The 18,231-nt window shown below is 48.1% G+C and carries 14 protein-coding genes; 6 read left to right on the top strand and 8 right to left on the bottom strand.

The genetic code is table 11. From position 1 onward, the window contains the following. Nucleotides 1-232 precede the first annotated feature (232 nt). Complete coding sequence (locus ACO0LK_RS09360; RefSeq protein WP_422974347.1) at nucleotides 233-829, bottom strand: class I SAM-dependent methyltransferase; 597 nt, start codon at nucleotides 827-829, stop codon at nucleotides 233-235. 185 nt (nucleotides 830-1,014) lie between these two features. Then, nucleotides 1,015-1,248 (bottom strand): hypothetical protein, encoded by a 234-nt coding sequence (locus ACO0LK_RS09365; protein ID WP_422974349.1) that lies wholly within the window; start codon nucleotides 1,246-1,248, stop codon nucleotides 1,015-1,017. Between the two features lie 817 nt (nucleotides 1,249-2,065). On the opposite strand from ACO0LK_RS09365, the gene ACO0LK_RS09370 reads away from it, so the two are divergent. Next, nucleotides 2,066-2,401 carry a helix-turn-helix domain-containing protein gene (locus tag ACO0LK_RS09370; RefSeq protein WP_422974351.1) on the top strand — a complete coding sequence of 112 codons (336 nt, stop codon included), beginning with the start codon at nucleotides 2,066-2,068 and terminating at the stop codon, nucleotides 2,399-2,401. Nucleotides 2,402-2,642: 241 nt separating this feature from the next. On the opposite strand, the gene ACO0LK_RS09375 is transcribed toward ACO0LK_RS09370, so the two are convergent. After that, nucleotides 2,643-3,698 (bottom strand): AraC family transcriptional regulator, encoded by a 1,056-nt coding sequence (locus ACO0LK_RS09375; RefSeq protein ID WP_422974352.1) that lies wholly within the window; start codon nucleotides 3,696-3,698, stop codon nucleotides 2,643-2,645. Between the two features lie 238 nt (nucleotides 3,699-3,936). Between ACO0LK_RS09375 and ACO0LK_RS09380 the strand changes: the two genes are divergently transcribed. From ACO0LK_RS09380 to ACO0LK_RS09395, 4 genes are all read left to right on the top strand, one after another. Further along, entirely contained in the window at nucleotides 3,937-5,547 is a 1,611-nt protein-coding gene (locus ACO0LK_RS09380; RefSeq protein WP_422974354.1) for an FAD-binding oxidoreductase, read from the top strand. After that, nucleotides 5,544-7,190 carry a glycerol-3-phosphate dehydrogenase/oxidase gene (locus ACO0LK_RS09385; RefSeq protein ID WP_422974356.1) on the top strand — a complete coding sequence of 549 codons (1,647 nt, stop codon included), beginning with the start codon at nucleotides 5,544-5,546 and terminating at the stop codon, nucleotides 7,188-7,190. The genes ACO0LK_RS09380 and ACO0LK_RS09385 overlap by 4 nt, the downstream gene beginning before the upstream one ends. A 272-nt stretch (nucleotides 7,191-7,462) precedes the next feature. After that, on the top strand, nucleotides 7,463-9,025 hold the full coding sequence (locus tag ACO0LK_RS09390) for an FGGY-family carbohydrate kinase (protein ID WP_422974358.1): 1,563 nt from the start codon (nucleotides 7,463-7,465) through the stop codon (nucleotides 9,023-9,025). An 18-nt stretch (nucleotides 9,026-9,043) separates the two neighbouring features. Then, nucleotides 9,044-9,727: an alpha/beta fold hydrolase gene (locus ACO0LK_RS09395; RefSeq protein ID WP_422974360.1), complete on the top strand. Its 684-nt coding sequence runs from the start codon at nucleotides 9,044-9,046 to the stop codon at nucleotides 9,725-9,727. A 38-nt stretch (nucleotides 9,728-9,765) separates the two neighbouring features. Here the strand turns inward: ACO0LK_RS09395 and ACO0LK_RS09400 are convergent, their stop codons facing one another. The 5 genes from ACO0LK_RS09400 to ACO0LK_RS09420 all read right to left on the bottom strand — a co-directional run bounded on the left by ACO0LK_RS09400 (nucleotide 9,766) and on the right by ACO0LK_RS09420 (nucleotide 16,261). Further along, nucleotides 9,766-10,296 (bottom strand): response regulator, encoded by a 531-nt coding sequence (locus ACO0LK_RS09400; protein WP_422974362.1) that lies wholly within the window; start codon nucleotides 10,294-10,296, stop codon nucleotides 9,766-9,768. Then, complete coding sequence (locus ACO0LK_RS09405; protein WP_422974364.1) at nucleotides 10,296-11,609, bottom strand: HD domain-containing phosphohydrolase; 1,314 nt, start codon at nucleotides 11,607-11,609, stop codon at nucleotides 10,296-10,298. The genes ACO0LK_RS09400 and ACO0LK_RS09405 overlap by 1 nt, the downstream gene beginning before the upstream one ends. Further along, nucleotides 11,606-13,159 carry an ATP-binding protein gene (locus ACO0LK_RS09410; RefSeq protein WP_422974366.1) on the bottom strand — a complete coding sequence of 518 codons (1,554 nt, stop codon included), beginning with the start codon at nucleotides 13,157-13,159 and terminating at the stop codon, nucleotides 11,606-11,608. Before ACO0LK_RS09410 ends, ACO0LK_RS09405 begins: the two co-directional genes overlap by 4 nt. A gap of 79 nt (nucleotides 13,160-13,238) precedes the next feature. Then, complete coding sequence (locus tag ACO0LK_RS09415; protein ID WP_422974368.1) at nucleotides 13,239-14,864, bottom strand: EAL domain-containing protein; 1,626 nt, start codon at nucleotides 14,862-14,864, stop codon at nucleotides 13,239-13,241. Nucleotides 14,865-14,935: 71 nt separating this feature from the next. After that, on the bottom strand, nucleotides 14,936-16,261 hold the full coding sequence (locus ACO0LK_RS09420) for an ATP-binding protein (RefSeq protein ID WP_422974370.1): 1,326 nt from the start codon (nucleotides 16,259-16,261) through the stop codon (nucleotides 14,936-14,938). Between the two features lie 709 nt (nucleotides 16,262-16,970). Between ACO0LK_RS09420 and urtA the strand changes: the two genes are divergently transcribed. Continuing rightward, the gene (urtA, locus tag ACO0LK_RS09425; protein WP_422974372.1) at nucleotides 16,971-18,224 is read left to right on the top strand and encodes an urea ABC transporter substrate-binding protein; all 1,254 of its coding nucleotides are present in this window, start codon (nucleotides 16,971-16,973) and stop codon (nucleotides 18,222-18,224) included. The last annotated feature ends 7 nt before the right edge of the window (nucleotides 18,225-18,231 follow it).

Genomic DNA, 18,231 nt, shown 5'->3' on the forward strand with positions numbered 1-18,231 from the left:
GCAATTTTGCCTCATGACATCTTGTCGCTTTGTTGACAAAACTGGATAGAAGTGGTCGGACCAAAATCTGGAAATGATTCATTTTCCAGTGCATTTTGGTGGAACAGAGCAAATTGGCGATGCAATATTGCCCAAGAGAAATGAATTGACTGCAATTGCCTGAATGCATGGTGATTCAGGAAGGGGTTAAGCGCTGATGTATGTGGCGGTTCTGGCTTATTTCTGTATTAATTTATTTGCGCATTAATATGGTGAAATCATCCGGCAGGTAACCACTGATGAGTTCTGCTTGTGGATCGAGCTTGCGGCAATAGGTCAGTACCTCATCCTTGATATAGCCGCATAGCATTTCATCTTGTCCAAACACTTCCGCATCCAGCAAATTAAATGCAACACCCTTGCCAGCGACTTTCCACATCTGTGAAATGATCTGCCAGGGGTGCAGCACATTTTCAGAACGATAATTCAGGCTGCCAGAGGCGATGACAATATCGACTTCGGGCAGGCCGGTGGTCAGGAAATCAGACTGGAAGAATTGTGTATTGGGAAGATGTCCCAGACGTTCCTGTGCTGCTTCGACGAATTCCTTGAGGAAATCCACGCCCAGATAAATGAGTTTGTTGTAGCGCTGATCCAGGAATGGTTTCAGGTCACCATAGCCACAACCAAGATCGAGAATGGAGCAGCCCGAAAAATCACCCCAGGTGCATAAGGTCTCGAAACGTTTGGTCTGACTTTCTGGTCCGCGAAACCCAAGGGCCTGCAAGCTGCTGCCCCCCAGGCGATGTCTGTGAAAGGCTTGTACGCTTGCTTTTTCCAAAAGTTTCATTTCTCAGTACCAGCAGTTGAAAAGTGATACTGATTTTAATCCATAAGCCGCAGCCACAACACGCGAAAAAGTGTTATTTAGTAAATAAAAAAGCGAAGATTCCGATATTTTCGGGACCTTCGCCGATAAGTCGGGCACACATCATTTGGACGACATTCAGGGCTGGGCTGCCAAGAGTGAGGCATCTATGCTGCAATTTTATGTTCAGCCCAGTGATAGGCCATTGCTGCACTCGGTATGCCGACTGAATTGGTGTTTTCCGAAGACATGGTGATATGGCGTAAATATTCACCGGCAGCTTGTCTTTGGCGTAACTCATCTGCAAATTTCAAGGCGGCAACCATGTCGCCTGATTGAAATTCCTTGCATTGAGACATTTTTATTTGGCTGTGGATTTCTATCCAGAATACAGCAAACATGTTTACCTCCCTTCATTAAGATAAAAAGCAATAGAAGCAGGAATGGAATACCCCTGAACTCCTGAATAAACTGGCGTGCCATGCTGCATTTGCCTGGCTGTCAGCCCCGGCATCAAATCCCGGGAATAAGTAAAGCATTGATGAAGATGTTTCCGTGATCACTTGCATGCCAATCACGACCGCTTGCGCGGGTTTCCATGCTGTGTCTGCGCAACGATGTCAGGCAGACGGTAAAACAAAAAAGCCCGAAGCTTTTAAGGGCATCCGGGCTTTTCAGCTTGGGGTAAGAGGGAGCTTGGTTTTAGCTTGCTCCCGCTACCTGAAGGTCTTCCCTTCGGATGCGGCTATATGGTGTTGAATACGTTTTAAAACTGGCTGACTGGGATAGCGTATTGTTAATGTGTTTGCTATGACGGTTAATGCGCGTATTCAGTTTATTAATAATGTTTGCAATGCTACGGTCTGTCATGGCGACAGCAGCGACGCTTCCTGCCACTGCTGCATTGACTGTTAGTGTTGACGGCAGGGCGCACGCTGACACCAAGCCTTGCGCTGTTGGGCGCACGCTTTGTTTCAGTTGTGAGAGCCAGGTTGTCTTCACTATTAATCCTTAAAAATTAGCGGCTGATTGCCGAAAATGCCTTGTGTATTTAAACCGTTTATGCTTACCACATATGATGAATTGATCTTGCCATAGCTAAAGAAAAAAATCTAGCTTGTCATGGTGAAATAGTGGTATTCAATGTTGTATTTATGCGGCATCCGCAAAATGCATGCAAGTCCTGTATCATCGCAGCCGTCGAAGTGAGGTTCGATTATGCCCAATTTATATACTGACACCCCCGATTCATCCGCGCCGCATCAGCGTATCAAGGCCGAAATGCGCATTCGCGAACTGATGGCGGAAAACAAGATCCGCTCGGTTTCTGCCCTGCATCGTCTGCTGATAGCCAAACGGGTGACCGTTTCTCATTCGCAGTTGCTGCGTATCGTCGATAACAAGGCAGAACACTGGAAAGTGGAATTCATAGAAGCCTTTGCTGAACTGTTCAATTGTTCGGTACAGCAACTGTTCAAGTTTGAACTGGTAAAACCCGACGACAACGATCGTACGCCGTCTGGCGATGGAGTAAGCCAGGTATCAGTCGACTGATATCAATATCTGAAACCTCTGATCCGACAAGTACAATCGATATTCTCGTCTGAATTGCCGATATTTTTGAAGCGGATGTTCAATTCATGCAGCCGTCATAAAAAAAAGATATAGTACTCCTAGCTGCTGTACATGCAACCGATATGCATGATGGCAGTGAGGTGGGCCTTGTTCGCATTCAAACGGACAAGCCACCGTCCAGACAAATAAAACGTGGAAACATAAAATGTTTCCACGTTTTTTATTTGTACAAGGCATGCTGTTCGCGAAAACTGCCAGGGCTGGTGCCCGTCCATTCCTTGAAAGCATGATTGAACGTGCTTTGTTCCTGATATCCAAGCAGGAAGGCGATATCAGTCAGGCTATATTCCGATGTGCGCAGATAATCTTCTGCCAGTTCCTGGCGACTGCGATCAAGTAATTGCTGAAAGCTGACACCGGCATCGCTAAGTTTACGTTGCAGGGTGCGTTGACTGAGTGCCAGTTCTTGCGCAATCAGCGGCAATCTTGCCTGATCTTGCGCCAGTTTGCTGGCAATGGCGGCACGCACCAGCGCAATGATGCCATTCTCATTCTGTAATCGCTGTTTTTCTCTGAGCAATTGTTCGGCATGTTGCTGCAATACCGGATACATGTTGATATCTGCATTGGGCACCTGCCAGTTCAGCAAAGTAGTAGGGAAGCGTGCGCAATTCAAGTCAGCATCAAAATGCACGTCTGGCCCGAACAGTCTATGGTGTTCATCCAGTTTTTCTGGAGCGGCATGCATAAAAAGAACCGGGACAAAAGGCAGGGGGGTACCGGCAAACCAGTTGCCAAAAACCCGGATGCCGGCAAAAACGCTTTCGACCAGATGTCTGCTGGCCGCAGGGAAATGGTTATGCCATTGGTATTCTGTCAGATCACCATCCGTGACCAGGCTCGAACGTCCCAGATCATGTGCCAGGCTTTCGTAGCGCATGGTGTGCTGAAAGGCCAGTCCAAAGTCCTTGCAGCTCATGAGTATCATGCCGTATACATTATAAGTACCTAGCTTGACGCGTTCACCTGTGTGCAGGCCAAAATTCAGGTCACCACTCATTAGTGCGGCAGCATCCAGTAATTTTACATAGTCTGTGGCAGCAATGGTTTCGCGCAACTGCGTCAGCGCATTTTCACCCATACCAGCCTGTATCGCCAGGTTGTGCGGGCACAAACCATATTCCCCAGCCAAATCCAGCAAAGGTTGCAGATAGGCTGCGGCCACCCGTCCCGATGTCGTATTGCCCCTATGTATGGTGCTGGCGTGATTTGGCATATTAAAACAAAACCCCTGTCATGAACGCACAAGACATCCCCCGGATGTCTGCTTAAGCTGGAACCCGTGCAGGCAACAGTGCAACAAGTATACCAACAGGACTTACGAAAAACCGCAACAGCTGCGTTGCAGATCCTGGTCGTACATTCCGTACGTTAGTACTGTCTTCGTTGCCACGCTTTGCCGGGTCAATTTTGCGTAAATCCTAAATAATTCAAACTTAAACGAAAGAATAAAAATGCGACGTTGGAATGGCTGGGGGGATGACAGTATCACATTTGCCCTGAATACAGATGCGCTGGAGTTCTTGCGTGAACGTATAGGCGTGGGCGCGGCACCGTTGGATGCAGAGCTGAGTCAGATCTGCCAGCAACTGCCAGCGAGCAGACTGGGCGCACATGCCCTGATCGATACCAGTCCAGAGACCCGCCTGCGGCATAGCAGCGGACAAAGCGTGCCGGACTGGCTAAAAATGCGTTACGGCAAGATACAGACCTTCCCCGATGGCGTCGCTTATCCAGAAAGCAGTGAAGAATTACGTACGCTGCTCGATTATGCCGGTCAGCGCCATATCGCGTTGATCCCCTATGGCGGTGGCACCAGTGTGGTGGGGCATCTGCAAGTGATTGCGAGTGATCAGCCGGTGCTGAGTGTGGATATGTCGCGCTTGTGTGGCATGCTTGATCTGGATAAAGAAGCGCAACTGGCGCGCTTTGGTGCGGGCACCTTCGGTCCTGACATTGAGGCGCAACTGCGCGCTCAGGGGTACACCCTGGGTCATTTCCCGCAGTCATTTGAATATTCCACTCTGGGCGGGTGGGTCGTTACCCGTTCTTCGGGGCAGCAATCGCTGGGATATGGCCGGATAGAAAACCTGTTTGCCGGTGGCAGAGTGGAAACGCCGCAAGGGCGGCTGGATATCCGACCATTTCCTGCATCGGCAGCCGGGCCGGATCTGCGCGAAATCCTGCTGGGTTCTGAAGGACGCATGGGGATATTGACTGAAGCCACGGTGCGCATACGTCCCTTACCTGAATGTGAAGAATTTCATGCCGTATTCTTTCCTGACTGGGATGCCGCACAGGCTGCCATCAGGGCCATTGTCCAGGCTGAACCTGGTTTGTCCATGCTGCGCTTGTCGAATGCAACCGAGACACTCACCAGCCTGACACTGGCAGGCCATAAAAAAATGATAGGCGTGCTGGAAAGTTATTTACGCTTGCGAGGCTGCGCTTCAGAAAAATGCCTGTTATTGCTGGGTGCCAGTGGTGATGGCAGACATGTGCGACATGCTGTCAGAGCGGCGCTGAAAATCGCGCGAGGCTGGCAAGGTATTCATGTCGGTCGCTACATGGGTGAAAAATGGAAGCAAGGGCGTTTCAAGAATGTTTACCTGCGTAATAGCCTGTGGGAGCAGGGCTATGTCGTAGACACCGTGGAAACTGCCTGCGACTGGTCTAAAGTCAAAGGCATGATGCTGGGTATGGAACAGACCGGCAAGGACATCATGACCAGCGAAGATGAAAAGCTGCATGTGTATACCCATTTATCCCATTTGTATGCGCAAGGAGCGAGTGTCTATACCACTTTCGTCTATCGCTTGAGCGGTGATTTTGATCGTGATATGGCACGCTGGTACAAACTTAAATCTGCCATTTCCCGATTCATTGTGAGTCATGGCGGCACCATCAGCCACCAGCACGGCGTCGGTTACGATCATGCACCTTATCTTGCGGTAGAAAAAGGAGAGCTGGGCATGAGCAGTCTGCATCATCTGTACCGGCATTTTGATCCGCAGGGCATCATGAATCCCGGCAAGTTATTGCCAGCAGAAGACAGCTTGCGATGAAGGCCGAAAACAGCAAACAAGGCTTTCAGTCCAACCAGGTCGCAGACTTGTTCTGCCAGGACTGGGATGTGCTGGTGATAGGCGGAGGTATTACCGGTGCCGGTATCTTGCTTGAAGCGGCACGACGTGGCTGGAAAGTCTTGCTGGTAGAGCAAAGGGATTTTGCCTGGGGCACGTCCAGTCGCTCATCCAAGCTGGTGCACGGTGGGCTACGGTATATGCAACAGGGAAAATTCGGCCTGACGCTGGACTCTGTCCATGAAAGGCAGCGCTTGCTGGAATCAGTCGCAGGTCTGGTGGATCCGCAGAGCTTTGCTTTTGGCGACTATAAGGGACGCAAACCGGGGCGCTGGCTATTTTCTTTTGGTTTGGCTATTTATGACTGGATGGCCGGCAGGCAAGGGAAAAAGCAGACTCGCCGCTATCACCGGGCACAAGACTTCCTGATGCTGGCCCCGCATATTGATCGCCGCAATTTGCTGGGCGGTTTGTGCTACCAGGACGCCAAAACCGACGATGCACGTCTGGTATTGCGCGTCTTGCAGGAAGCTGGAGCAAACGCTGGTCAGGCACTGAACTATGTGGGCGTTGATCGCATCCTGTACCGTGATGGACTGGCATATGGCGCATCATTGATCGATGCACGCAACAAACAGCGCTACGAGGTACAGGCAAAAGTCATTATTAATGCGACGGGAGCCTGGGCCGAAAAATTGTGCTCGCAGTCCACATCATTGCAGATGTATGAGCAGGAACAGCAACAAGTTGCGCCACACAAGTTACGCCCTCTGCGCGGCAGTCATTTGTTGCTGCCTGCCTGGCGTTTGCCAGTGGCGCAAGCTGTCAGTTTCATGCATCCGCGTGATGGCCGGCCGGTATTTGCCTATCCCTGGGAAGGTGTCAGCCTCGTTGGCACCACCGATGTGGATCATCATGCCGATTTGCAGACCGAGGCCAGTATTACCGCAGAAGAAGTTAACTATCTGATGGAAGCGCTGGATTTTCAGTTCCCGCAATTGCAGATCAGGCGAAGCGATATTATTTCTTGTTACGCCGGTGTACGCCCTGTCATTGATAGTGGCAAGGCAGATCCGTCGAAAGAAGGGCGTGATCATGCCATATGGCTGGAAAAGGGATTATTGACAGTCACCGGCGGCAAGCTGACGACCTTTCGTCTGATTGCACTGGATGTCATGAAACAAATAGCGTCTTTGCTTCCGGCACCGGCATCCGCCATCAATGACGACAGCATGTTTAAACCGGCTGATGACTTGTCTGGCGATGTGCGACTGGATCATGCGAGGAGAACGCGCTTGCAAGGACATTACGGCACTCTGGCTGCCGCCGTGCTGGAAGCAGCAAGGGAAGGGGAGCTGGATTACCTGCCCGGCACACTGACCATGTGGGTAGAGTTACGTTGGGCTGCCCGGCATGAAGCTGTGCATCACCTGGAAGACTTGCTGTTGCGCAGAACCCGTATTGGCCTGCTGCTACGGCATGGTGGGCTGGCCTTGTTGCCGCGTATCAGACTGATCTGTCAGACTGAACTGGGATGGGATGATGCATATTGGGAACTCGAACAGGCAGCTTACTTACAGTTGTGGAACAGGTATCACGCCTTGCCCGGCGACCTTATTCATTAGGACTTACGCAAAATCGCCCCAACTGCGTTGTAGCTCCTTTCCTAGGAGCCGCGTACCGTTCGTACTGTCTTCGTCGCTACGGTGCAGTCGGGGTTTCAGGCAACATGTTGCCTGCCGACGTAACGAACATCCTCTGCAAGGGAGGTTTCCTAAAAGCGATAGCCTTGCTGGGACAATTTTGCGTAAGTCCTATTCATGATTCACAGGCGGCATGGGCATAATACAATACATGACAATATTTAAAATATTGCTGACATCAACACAGGATATCAATGTCCGGACAAACAATTTTAGCCATAGATAATGGCACACAAAGCGTCAGGGCCATCCTGTTTGATTTGCGCGGTAATATTGTTGCCAAGTCACAGGTTCCGCTGGAGGCCTATTTTTCGGTACAGCCTGGCTGGGCGGAGCATCATCCTGAAGATTATTGGCAGGCAGTATGTACTGCCTGCCAGCGTCTGTGGCAAATGCCTGGTGTCACACCAGCCGGTGTGCTTGGCGTGGCAGTCACTACGCAGCGCGGCACGGTCATCAACCTGGACAAACAGGGGCAGCCCTTGCGTCCGGCGATTACCTGGCTGGATCAACGACGTACCGATGTGGTGCCTGCCGTTAATCCCTTGTGGCTGACCGCCTTTAAAATTGCCGGCGTTGCCAGCACCATCAATTTCTTCCGGGGCGAAGCCGAGGCTAATTGGATCAAGGCGCATCAACCAGACATCTGGGACAAGACCGATAAATACCTGATGCTGTCAGGCTATCTGAATCATCGTCTGTGTGGCAATTTTATCGATTCAGCAGGCTCACAAGTCGGCTATATCCCTTTCGACTATAAACACCTTAAATGGGCAGGCAAGCTGGACTGGAAATGGCAGGCACTGGCCGTCAGGCGAGAAACCTTGCCTGAGCTGGTTGCGCCTGGCACCGTCATGGGCCATATCACCGAAGCAGCTGCCGCCGCAACCGGCATACTGGCTGGCACGCCTTTGCTGGCTGCTGCTGCCGACAAGGCTTGCGAAGTCATTGGTGCCGGTTGCCAGCAACCGAATATAGGCTGCCTTAGTTACGGTACGACTGCTACCATCAACACCACCAGCAAAAAATATCTGGAGGTCACGCCTTTCATTCCACCTTATCCGGCTGCGATTCCCCATTTCTATAGCACCGAAGTACAGATTTTTCGGGGCTACTGGATGGTCAACTGGTTTAAGGAACAATTCGGTCATCACGAACAATTACAGGCAACAGAACAAGGTGTAGCGCCCGAAGCCTTGTTTGATGCGCTGGTGAATGCCGTACCGCCAGGTTCCATGGGCCTGATGCTGCAACCTTATTGGTCGCCCGGCATCAAGATACCGGGAGCAGAAGCCAAGGGGGCCATCATTGGTTTTGGCGACGTGCACACGCGTGCCCATATGTATCGCGCCATACTGGAAGGGCTGGCTTACGCCTTGCGGGAGGGGAAAGAACGCATAGAGAAACGCAGTGGCGTCGCCATTACAGAACTGCGCATTTCTGGTGGCGGATCACAAAGTGATGCGGCAATGCAACTCACCGCCGACATTTTTGGTTTGCCAACCTCGCGCCCGCATGTGTATGAAACCTCTGGACTGGGTGCAGCAATTGATGCCGCAGTCGGTCTGGGCCTGCATCCCAGTTTTGATGTCGCCATCAAGGAAATGACACGCATAGGAAAAACCTTCGAACCGATTGCGCATCACCACCAGATTTACAATGAACTCTATCATCGCGTTTACCAAAAAATGTATGCCCGCCTGCAACCGCTTTATAAAGAGATACAGCAAATCACAGGTTATCCCAAAATGCATTGATTGTTATAAGGCGCGGACATGACAACGGTCATACTTTTGCCAGGCATGGATGGTACCGGAACACTGTATGAACCCTTGCGCAAGGCATTGAATGGCAGGTGCAAGCTGCTTGTCGTTACTTACCCTGTCGACCAGGTGCTGGATTATGCTGCGCTGGAAAAAGTGGCACGTGCTTGTCTGCCGGCGGATGAAGAATATATCTTGCTTGGTGAATCGTTTTCTGGCCCGGTTGCGATCTCTATCGCCGCCAGTCAGCCGCCAGGCTTGCGTACATTAATACTGTGTGCAAGTTTTGCGCGTAATCCCCGTTCTTCACTTTCTGGTTTCAGACATTTGCTTTCTTTTGTCAATGTGAAGATGGCGCCCGTGGTTTTGATAAGTCATTTCTTGTTAGGGAAATTCGCAACGGCAGAATGGTGTAACCTGATAAGGTTAGCTCTCGCAACTGTATCATCCGATGTATTGAGAGCCAGAATGCGCAACGTCTTGTTGGCCGATGTGAGTTCAAAACTGAGCTACATCAAAGTGCCAGTACTGTATTTTCGTGCTACACAGGATCGTCTGGTACCCTTATCAGCCTATCAGGAGATAGAAAAAACATTGCCATCTACAGAGTTGTACGAGTTTGATGCACCACATTTTCTTTTGCAGGTGAAAGCAAAAGAAGTGGCTGATGTTATCGCAACATATTGTGTCCAATGATATATCAGGATGCACAATTGATACCTGGCTTGTATTACTTAATCCAGTAATACAGATCCATCCGGCCCCCATTTGACCTTGGTAATGCCTGGGTCCGTTTCTTCCAGCCGCTTCATTTCTTCTTCCTGCGGCGTGATCAAGCCACGCTGCACACGCAATTCATCTGCAAGGCGATGTTCTTCCACTATCTGCTGGCGGCGTTCTGCCGCCAGTTTGATGGTATCGATCAGCTCATCCTGATCCCAGGGTTTGGCAATATAACGGAAAACTTCGGCCTCGTTGATGGCGCCCAGTATGGTTTTGAATTCTGCGGATGCGCTCAGCATCATGCGTATGGCATCTGGTTGTATTTCTTTGGCCGACGAAAGAAATTGTATGCCATTCATTGCAGGCATATGGTAGTCGGAGATAATAAAGTCATAGGCCGTATGCCGCATATGTTCCATGGCTTCAGAGGGGGAATTGAACAGGTCTATTGCCATGTCCATCTCTTTGGCGACACCTTTCAGGCTTCTTTGTAATGCCAGTAACACATTCTGTTCATCATCCAGCAATAAGATTCTAGGCATTATTTTCTCCTGTTACTGTAAATCCGTATCGTCAATTTAGCACTTCCGGGATGGTCGAACAATCCCAACTTATCGATGACATGCTGATCAAGCACGTATTCGGCAGGTAATAACAGCATGCCGTCCTTGGAAATCACATCTGCGGAAAGGATCATGCCAACCTGCAGGTGGGGAACACTGACTTCTTTATCATCAATATCGTCACTCTGATTCGTGACAATTTGTTTAAATGCTTTAACAACTTTTTCATCATAGCGATTACCAGCGCCGCGAATGATCAGGGCCTGGGCATCTTCCATGTGCACGCGTCGCGGTACCAGGCTGCCATTCTGAAGATTGTCATAATCACTGGCCAGCGCCAGAATGCGTGCACCTAGAGGGATGTTTTCACCTTGCAGTCCATCCGGAAAACCCCGGCCATCAAAACGTTCGTGTTGGGAACGTATGATTTTTGCAGAACCTTGTAAATCTTGTAATGGCATCAATAGCTGTTCTGCCCGCAGAGTATGCTTATGATACTGTCCTAACTGTTCACCGTTCATCTGATTGAGTGGTGTTTCCAATAATTCATCGGAAAAACCTATCTTCCCGATATCGGCCAATAATGCCGCGACAAAAATCTCCTGAATTTCGCGCGTGTCCATATTGAATTTTTTTGCAATTTTTCTGGACAAGTCGGCAACTCTTCTGGAATGTCCTACCAGTTTCCCGCCACGCATTTCGACGACGCTGGAAAATACCTTGATGGATGTCAGAAAATTACTTTTTAATTTGTCGTTTGCCTGCAATAAAGATTCATGCGCCTTTTTTAAATCGGTAGTGCGTTCATCAACCTTTATTTCTAGCGTGGCATTGAGAGACTTCAATTCTTCGTTCTGTCTTGCGGTTAATTCTTCCAGACGTTTTTTCTCTAGCTCGAGTGCCTTGCGTTCCAGCGCCTGCCGCACGACCAGTACGATGTCATTGTCGTTCCATGGCTTGGTAATATAGCGATAAATTTCACCCCGGTTGATAGCATCGATAGTCGATTGCATGTCTGCGTAACCGGTCAATAGTAAGCGTATGGTATCAGGCCAACGGGCTCGGACATGTGTTAAAAATACAGCGCCATCCATGACTGGCATACGCATATCAGAAATGACCAGGTCAACAGCTTCCTTTTCCAGTATCTCCAGGCCTTCCTGACCACCGTTGGCAATCAGTATTTTGTAAGAGTATGGTCTGAACAATCTGCGCAAGGCAGAAAGAATATTCGGCTCATCATCTACGAACAGTAGTACAGCAGAGTTCACGGATGCAGTCTCGCCGTTCATGTCTGGACACCTTCATCGTCAGGAGAATTGTCTACATGCCGGATGGGCAAGCTGATAAGAAAGCTGCTGCCTTTGCCGATTTCGCTGCTGACGCTAATGTTGCCAGCATGCTTCTGTATGATGCCATAAGAGAGTGACAGTCCCAATCCTGTTCCTTTGCCTATAGGTTTGGTTGTAAAGAAGGGGTCGAAAATGCGATTGAGATTTTCTTTGGGAATGCCGCTGCCGTTATCCGTCACTTCTATCATGACGCGCGTATCGTCACGGCTGGTACGAATGGTGATTTTTCCTCTTTCGTCTCCTATGGCGTGGGATGCATTTACCACCAGATTCATGATGACCTGATTAATTTGTGAAGCCAGACATTCGACATCGGGAATATCACCATATTCCTTGATAATATCTGCCTTGTATTTGATCTCGTTATTGACAATGTTTAAAGTGGAGTCTATACCCTGATGAAGATTGGCCCATTGCCATTCCTGCTGCGAATCCACTCTTGAAAAGTCCTTTAAATCCTGAACAATTTTACGTACACGTTCTATGCCTTCCCGTGATTGCTGTACCAGATCGGGGATGTCTTCCTTCAGGAAGGATAATTCCTTTTCTTCTTTTATATCAGCGATTTTATTGCGTATGCCGGCATCGGCAATATGCAATTCTACAGTTTCATATGCATGAATGATGCTGAACAAGTCTTTGATATAGTTTTCCAGCGTGGCGAAATTTGAAAAAATATATCCAATAGGATTATTGATTTCATGAGCAACACCGGCAGCAAGTTGACCGATGGAAGCCAATTTTTCAGATTGCAGTAATTGTTCCTGTGCCATGGACAGCCTGGCATTAAGTTCTGTCAACTCCGTATTGCGACGTACCAGTTCATTTTCTACGGCTTCTCTTTGTTTGATGTCTGCTTCCAGTTTGTTGTTGGTATCTGCAAGTTGCAAGGTACGTTTTTTTACCAGGTTTTCCAGGTTGCTGTGGGCCTGGCGCAAAGCGTTCTCGGCGTCGCAACGTTCAGTAATATCTTCCAGTGTTTCTATGGCACCTACAATTTTTCCTTCCTGGTTGTAAAGTGGGGCAGCCGTAAAATGTAGCCACAGACCGTGTTCATGCAAGTCAGGAAAAAAATCGATGGCTTCATAAGCACCAGGTATAAGCTGCGACGAAGAGAATTTATTTTTGTAAAATTTCTGTATGAAAATGTCATCGCCAGACAAAACCAGATCTGCCAGAACCGGCCGATTTTCGCGATAAAAAGCTTTCCATTGATGGCGGGTGGAAATCATGCTGGCAGCCGAATAGCCAAGGACATATTCGCAGGCTTTATTCCAGTGGGTGATGACATGATGCGAATCAATGACAAAAGTCGGAACCGGACTGCTATCAAGAAATTGCGCCAGCTCTATGCCCATGGTATTGAGCGCAAATGTATCTATCTTTTGCTTCTCTGCCAAAGCATTTGTTAAGTGTTCAGTACCAGTTTTTTCTTGTGCTGATGCAGAAAGGGAACTGGTTTTTTCTGAAACGGGAAATTCTTTGCTCATTCTTTTTCACCTGGTTTTTGTCTCGTCCGGCAGGATATGTTTTGATGGCGGAATATCTGATTTCCTTTTCATGTTCTGATCAATGGTGCATTCTGTCGTCTATCAGCATGACAATTTTTCCGCTGGACTTATTCTGTTCGCCCATATTCTTCCACTGTGCGTTAAACGGCTTTTGGTAAACATGTACCGGGAACCAGATACCTTCTGAATGTTCCCTTATTCCATTGCCTACATCGGGAATCAGGTGTTCAATCTGGCATCCCAATTCTATTCTGGATTGTGGAATAACCTGTTCCGCAGAGCTATTGATGAATACCACCATGTCTTCATCATCGACAGCGATGATGGGTAGTGGCACATATTGCAGCACTTCGCGCACTATGCTTAAACTCAGTTGTCCAAGTGTGATTTGTTTTTGTTTTTGTTTGACTAATTCTGCCAGTTGACGGTTTGCAGTGACTAATTCCTGATTTTTTGTTTGTATTTGCAGATTCAGGCTACGATTTTCATCTTCCATTTCTTTATAATGAAAGGCTTCACGGATATTCGCGCGTATTAATTCATCATCCCAGGGCTTGGTCAGAAACTTGTAGATCGCACCTTCATTAATGGCATCTGTGATGTATTGCAGTTCGGTGTAGCCGGATAAAACAATACGTATGGTGTCAGGGTATAGTTTTTTTGCATTCCGTAAAAATTCCACGCCAGTCATGGATGGCATGCGTTGATCTGAAATGATCACATCGACTCTATTTTTCTCCAGAATGCCCAAACCTTCATGTCCGCTGCCAGCGGTAAGTATTTGGTATCCGTCCCGGCGTAAAAGACGTTTCAGTGCATTTAATATGTTGGGCTCGTCATCAACTAGCAGCAATGTGCGATCCGGTTTCCCCATACGCAGTAAATGTTTATCCAATACCAGGCTGTCCTGCAAAAAAGCAGTCATCTGTTTGATCGACAGAGGGATGGAAAAGAAATATCCCTGTATCTGATCACACATGTTGTCGCTCAGGAATTTGCACTGAGCTTCTGTTTCCACACCTTCAGCGATTACTTTCATTCCCATGCTATGTGCCATGGAAATGATGGCTCTGGAAATCGAGACGTCGTCGGAATTGTGTGGCAGTTCATGAACAAAAGATTGATCAATTTTGACGTAATCGAATGGGAAATGTTTCAGATAACTGAGCGCCGAATACCCTGTGCCAAAGTCGTCCAGAGACAGCTTGTAACCTTGCTGCTTGAAGTCCCTGAAGAGCTGATCTATGCCGGTATCGCGGTGCATGAGTATATTTTCAGTAATTTCCAAAGATATTTGATCTGCCGTCACATGCATGTTTTTCAGAATTTCGGACAGACGCATAATGAACCCGGCATCCTGTAGCTGTTTCGGGGAAACATTGATAGCCACACATGGTGCATCAAGTTTCGCGCTTATCCAGGCTCTGATATCCGTGCAGGCCTGCCTGATCACCCATTCACCTAATTGGATAATAAGATCTGATTGCTCCGCTACCCGGATGAACGCTGAAGGGGAGATTGCACCGCAAGTGGCATGATTCCAACGCAATAAGGCTTCCACACCGACAAGTAAGCCGGTTTGCAAATCTGCCTTGGGCTGGTAATACAATTCCAATCCATTGGCATTGATTGCAAGTTGAAGCTCTTTAGCCATATCAATTTGCTTGTGCGTTACCATATCCATTTGATTTGATCTCACATTATGATGACCATGCTAGGCAGCTTTAGCATCTTTATGACAACCGCGTACGCTGATTACTGTGTCGTAGCATCTTCCTGACGCAAGGGGAGCCAGACAGTGAAGCAGGTGCCTTTACCCAGTACACTGTTAACGTCGATCCTGCCACCGTGCTTTTTGATGATGCCGTAAGAAAGGGAAAGACCCAGACCTGTTCCACTACCTACGGGTTTGGTGGTAAAAAAGGGTTCAAAGATGCGATTCAGATTTTCAGGAGGAATACCAGCACCGGTATCCAGTACTTTTATCCAGACCATATCTCTGTCACACCCCGTACTGACTTTGATGATGCCGTTTTCCTTGATTGCATGTGATGCATTCACCAGTAAATTCATGATGACTTGATTGACTTGCGAAATGATGCATTTTACCGGTGGTAACTGACCATATTCCTTGACCACATTGGCCTTGTACTTGATTTCATTTTTGACGATATTCAAGGTACTGTCTATGCCTTGATGAATGTCTGCCTCTTGCCAGTCCGTTTCACCCACGTGCGAAAAATCTTTAAGCGATTGAACGATGTCCTTGACGCGCTTGAGCCCGTCCATAGATTCCCTCACCAGATCCTGTATGTCTTCCTTTAAAAACGCTAAATCAGCTTTTTCCCTGATCTCATTCATCTTGCCGCTTGCCTGACTTGCCGTCAGTGCTTGCGGTATCAGATTTTCATAATTACTGATGACTTCAAATAACTTTTCTACGTAATTGTGCAGGCTACCAATATTGGAGTTGATAAAACCTATGGGATTATTGATTTCATGCGCAATACCGGCTGCCAACTGACCTACCGATGCCATTTTTTCAGATTGCAATAACTGCTCGTGAGCTTCTTGTAATTTTTTGATCAAAAGCTGTTGTTCTTCCCCCTTTTTGAACAGGGCATCTTCCATTTCCTTGCGTTTGGTAATGTCTGTCAGCGATCCGATCACTTCTACCGGATTACCATCTTCATCACGAATCAGCCTCAGCATGTCGTGCATCCATACATAGTGGCCGGCACGACTCATGAAACGGTATTCGTAAGTACGTTCTCCTTCGGTGAACAACTTGGCAATGCTTGAAAAAATTTGGGGAATATCTTCGGGGTGAATATGGTCAAACCAAAAATTCGGGTCGGCCACCATTTCTTCTGGCTGATAGCCCAGTACATGGAGCGCGTTATTGCTGACGAAGGTCATTTTGAAGTCGCCAGTAGGTACGCTGCTGTAAATAATGGCGGGAGTATTGTCTATCAGGTATTGCAGTCTGGTATCAGTGGACAGACCTTTGCTTGCATCAGTTGCTGTGGCAGTAGCCGTGGCCGGTGGGAGTATGCTGAACTCATCAAATTGATTGATCATGATTATCCGCACAGGAAAATTGACAAAAGGATTATTTTTTCAATTTCTTTACAATTTCATATTAGACCAATAACTAAGTACATAGCCAAATATTTTGTTTCTTTTTTGGTATTGGCGTTTGTTTGTGTAAATAGTTAATGGACTTGTCCATATTAAAAATAATTCATTAAAATCAAATGCTTGATAGAATTTCCTCCATTTTTTGACCAGCGTTCATCCGTGGCGATTAGCACCAGTGCTATTTTTATAGAAATAAATTTTGATATGAATGATTAGGTCAACACGCCCTAAAAACAGGGCAATTTCAGATGTGGGTTGTTTTTCGCACAATTTAAGAGCGCAAGCGCACTGAAAAGCGGAGTTTTTTGAGTCAGAGTTTGCCGGAAAGTAACTTTCACCAATTTGGGTAGTTTTTTGTAACATCTGCGTAGCTTGGGCGAGGGGCCGGTCGGCAACAGTGACTGGGCTGCATTGCCTGATTTTAAGATGTGTCCATACAGCAGTTCTGGTTGTGTGATGACTGCTTGAGTGCACCGCCGATCGCTACGTCCATAACAATAAAACGCTGGCTGAAGGATCGTTTGTATCGAACTTCAATCATGCTGCTGAGTGGTCTCGTTGCATTATATAAGTTGGCACGTTATCTGCTATCCGTAGTGGGAAGCTTGCAGTTTTTTGTTCCATGACCTCACTACTACCAGGAGAAAACATGTCACGTCGTACTGTTTTGAAAGCAACTGCACTTGCCGCAATGACTTTGGCCGCATCTGGCTGGATCTCGCAGGCACAGGCCGCCGATACCATCAAGGTCGGCATTCTGCATTCCCTGTCTGGCACTATGGCAATCTCGGAGACATCCTTGAAGGATGTGGCCCTGATGACGATCGATGAAATCAATGCCAAAGGTGGTGTCATGGGCAAAAAGCTGGAAGCGGTGATCGTTGATCCGGCATCCAACTGGCCACTGTTTGCCGAAAAGGCCCGTCAACTGGTATCGCAGGACAAAGTGTCTGTTGTATTCGGTTGCTGGACATCGGTATCACGTAAATCCGTACTGCCGGTCTTCAAGGAACTCAACAGTCTGTTGTTTTACCCAGTTCAGTACGAGGGTGAAGAGCTGGAGAAAAACGTTTTCTACACAGGCGCAGCGCCAAATCAGCAAGCCATTCCTGCCACTGAATACCTGATGTCGAAAGAAGGCGGTGGCGCCAAGCGTTTCGTCTTGCTGGGCACAGACTATGTGTATCCACGCACGACCAACAAAATCCTTCGTGCTTTCCTGCATAGCAAGGGCGTCAAGGATACCGATATCGATGAAGTCTATACACCATTCGGCCATTCTGACTATCAGACCATTGTAGCCAACATCAAGAAATTTGCGGCTGGTGGCAAAACTGCTGTCATTTCCACCATCAATGGTGATTCCAACGTACCGTTCTATAAAGAACTCGGCAATGCCGGTCTGAAGGCAACGGATGTGCCTGTCGTTGCATTCTCTGTCGGTGAAGAAGAACTGCGCGGTGTGGATGCCAAACCGCTGGTAGGCCATCTGGCCGCATGGAACTACTTCCAGTCTGTGAAAAATCCAGTGAATACTGAATTCATCAAGAAATGGAAAGACTATGCTGCTGCCAAAAAATTGCCTAATGCAGCCACAGTCGTCACCAATGATCCTATGGAAGCGACTTATGTCGGTATCTACATGTGGAAACAGGCCGTTGAAAAAGCCAAGTCCACAGATACCGACAAGGTCATCGCTGCCATGGGTGGACAGACTTTCAAGGCGCCATCCGGTTTTGAACTGACGATGGATAAAACCAATCATCACCTGCACAAGCCAGTCATGATAGGCGAGATCAAGGCTGACGGTCAGTTCAGCGTGGTCTACAAAACCAAGGCACCGATTCGTGCCCAACCATGGAGCCCATACATCCCGGGCAATGAAGGCAAGCAAAAACTGTAATTGAAGG

The sequence above is a fragment of the Undibacterium sp. Ji49W genome (genome assembly GCF_049340205.1).
GTDB lineage: Bacteria > Pseudomonadota > Gammaproteobacteria > Burkholderiales > Burkholderiaceae_D > Undibacterium.

Bases quoted from the DNA above. Each gene is read 5' to 3' on its own strand.
- ACO0LK_RS09360 (WP_422974347.1), bottom strand. From the start codon at position 829: ATGAAACTTTTGGAAAAAGCAAGCGTACAAGCCTTTCACAGACATCGC.
- ACO0LK_RS09365 (WP_422974349.1), bottom strand. From the start codon at position 1,248: ATGTTTGCTGTATTCTGGATAGAAATCCACAGCCAAATAAAAATGTCT.
- ACO0LK_RS09370 (WP_422974351.1), top strand. From the start codon at position 2,066: ATGCCCAATTTATATACTGACACCCCCGATTCATCCGCGCCGCATCAG.
- ACO0LK_RS09375 (WP_422974352.1), bottom strand. From the start codon at position 3,698: ATGCCAAATCACGCCAGCACCATACATAGGGGCAATACGACATCGGGA.
- ACO0LK_RS09380 (WP_422974354.1), top strand. From the start codon at position 3,937: ATGCGACGTTGGAATGGCTGGGGGGATGACAGTATCACATTTGCCCTG.
- ACO0LK_RS09385 (WP_422974356.1), top strand. From the start codon at position 5,544: ATGAAGGCCGAAAACAGCAAACAAGGCTTTCAGTCCAACCAGGTCGCA.
- ACO0LK_RS09390 (WP_422974358.1), top strand. From the start codon at position 7,463: ATGTCCGGACAAACAATTTTAGCCATAGATAATGGCACACAAAGCGTC.
- ACO0LK_RS09395 (WP_422974360.1), top strand. From the start codon at position 9,044: ATGACAACGGTCATACTTTTGCCAGGCATGGATGGTACCGGAACACTG.
- ACO0LK_RS09400 (WP_422974362.1), bottom strand. From the start codon at position 10,296: ATGCCTAGAATCTTATTGCTGGATGATGAACAGAATGTGTTACTGGCA.
- ACO0LK_RS09405 (WP_422974364.1), bottom strand. From the start codon at position 11,609: ATGAACGGCGAGACTGCATCCGTGAACTCTGCTGTACTACTGTTCGTA.
- ACO0LK_RS09410 (WP_422974366.1), bottom strand. From the start codon at position 13,159: ATGAGCAAAGAATTTCCCGTTTCAGAAAAAACCAGTTCCCTTTCTGCA.
- ACO0LK_RS09415 (WP_422974368.1), bottom strand. From the start codon at position 14,864: ATGGATATGGTAACGCACAAGCAAATTGATATGGCTAAAGAGCTTCAA.
- ACO0LK_RS09420 (WP_422974370.1), bottom strand. From the start codon at position 16,261: ATGATCAATCAATTTGATGAGTTCAGCATACTCCCACCGGCCACGGCT.
- urtA (WP_422974372.1), top strand. From the start codon at position 16,971: ATGTCACGTCGTACTGTTTTGAAAGCAACTGCACTTGCCGCAATGACT.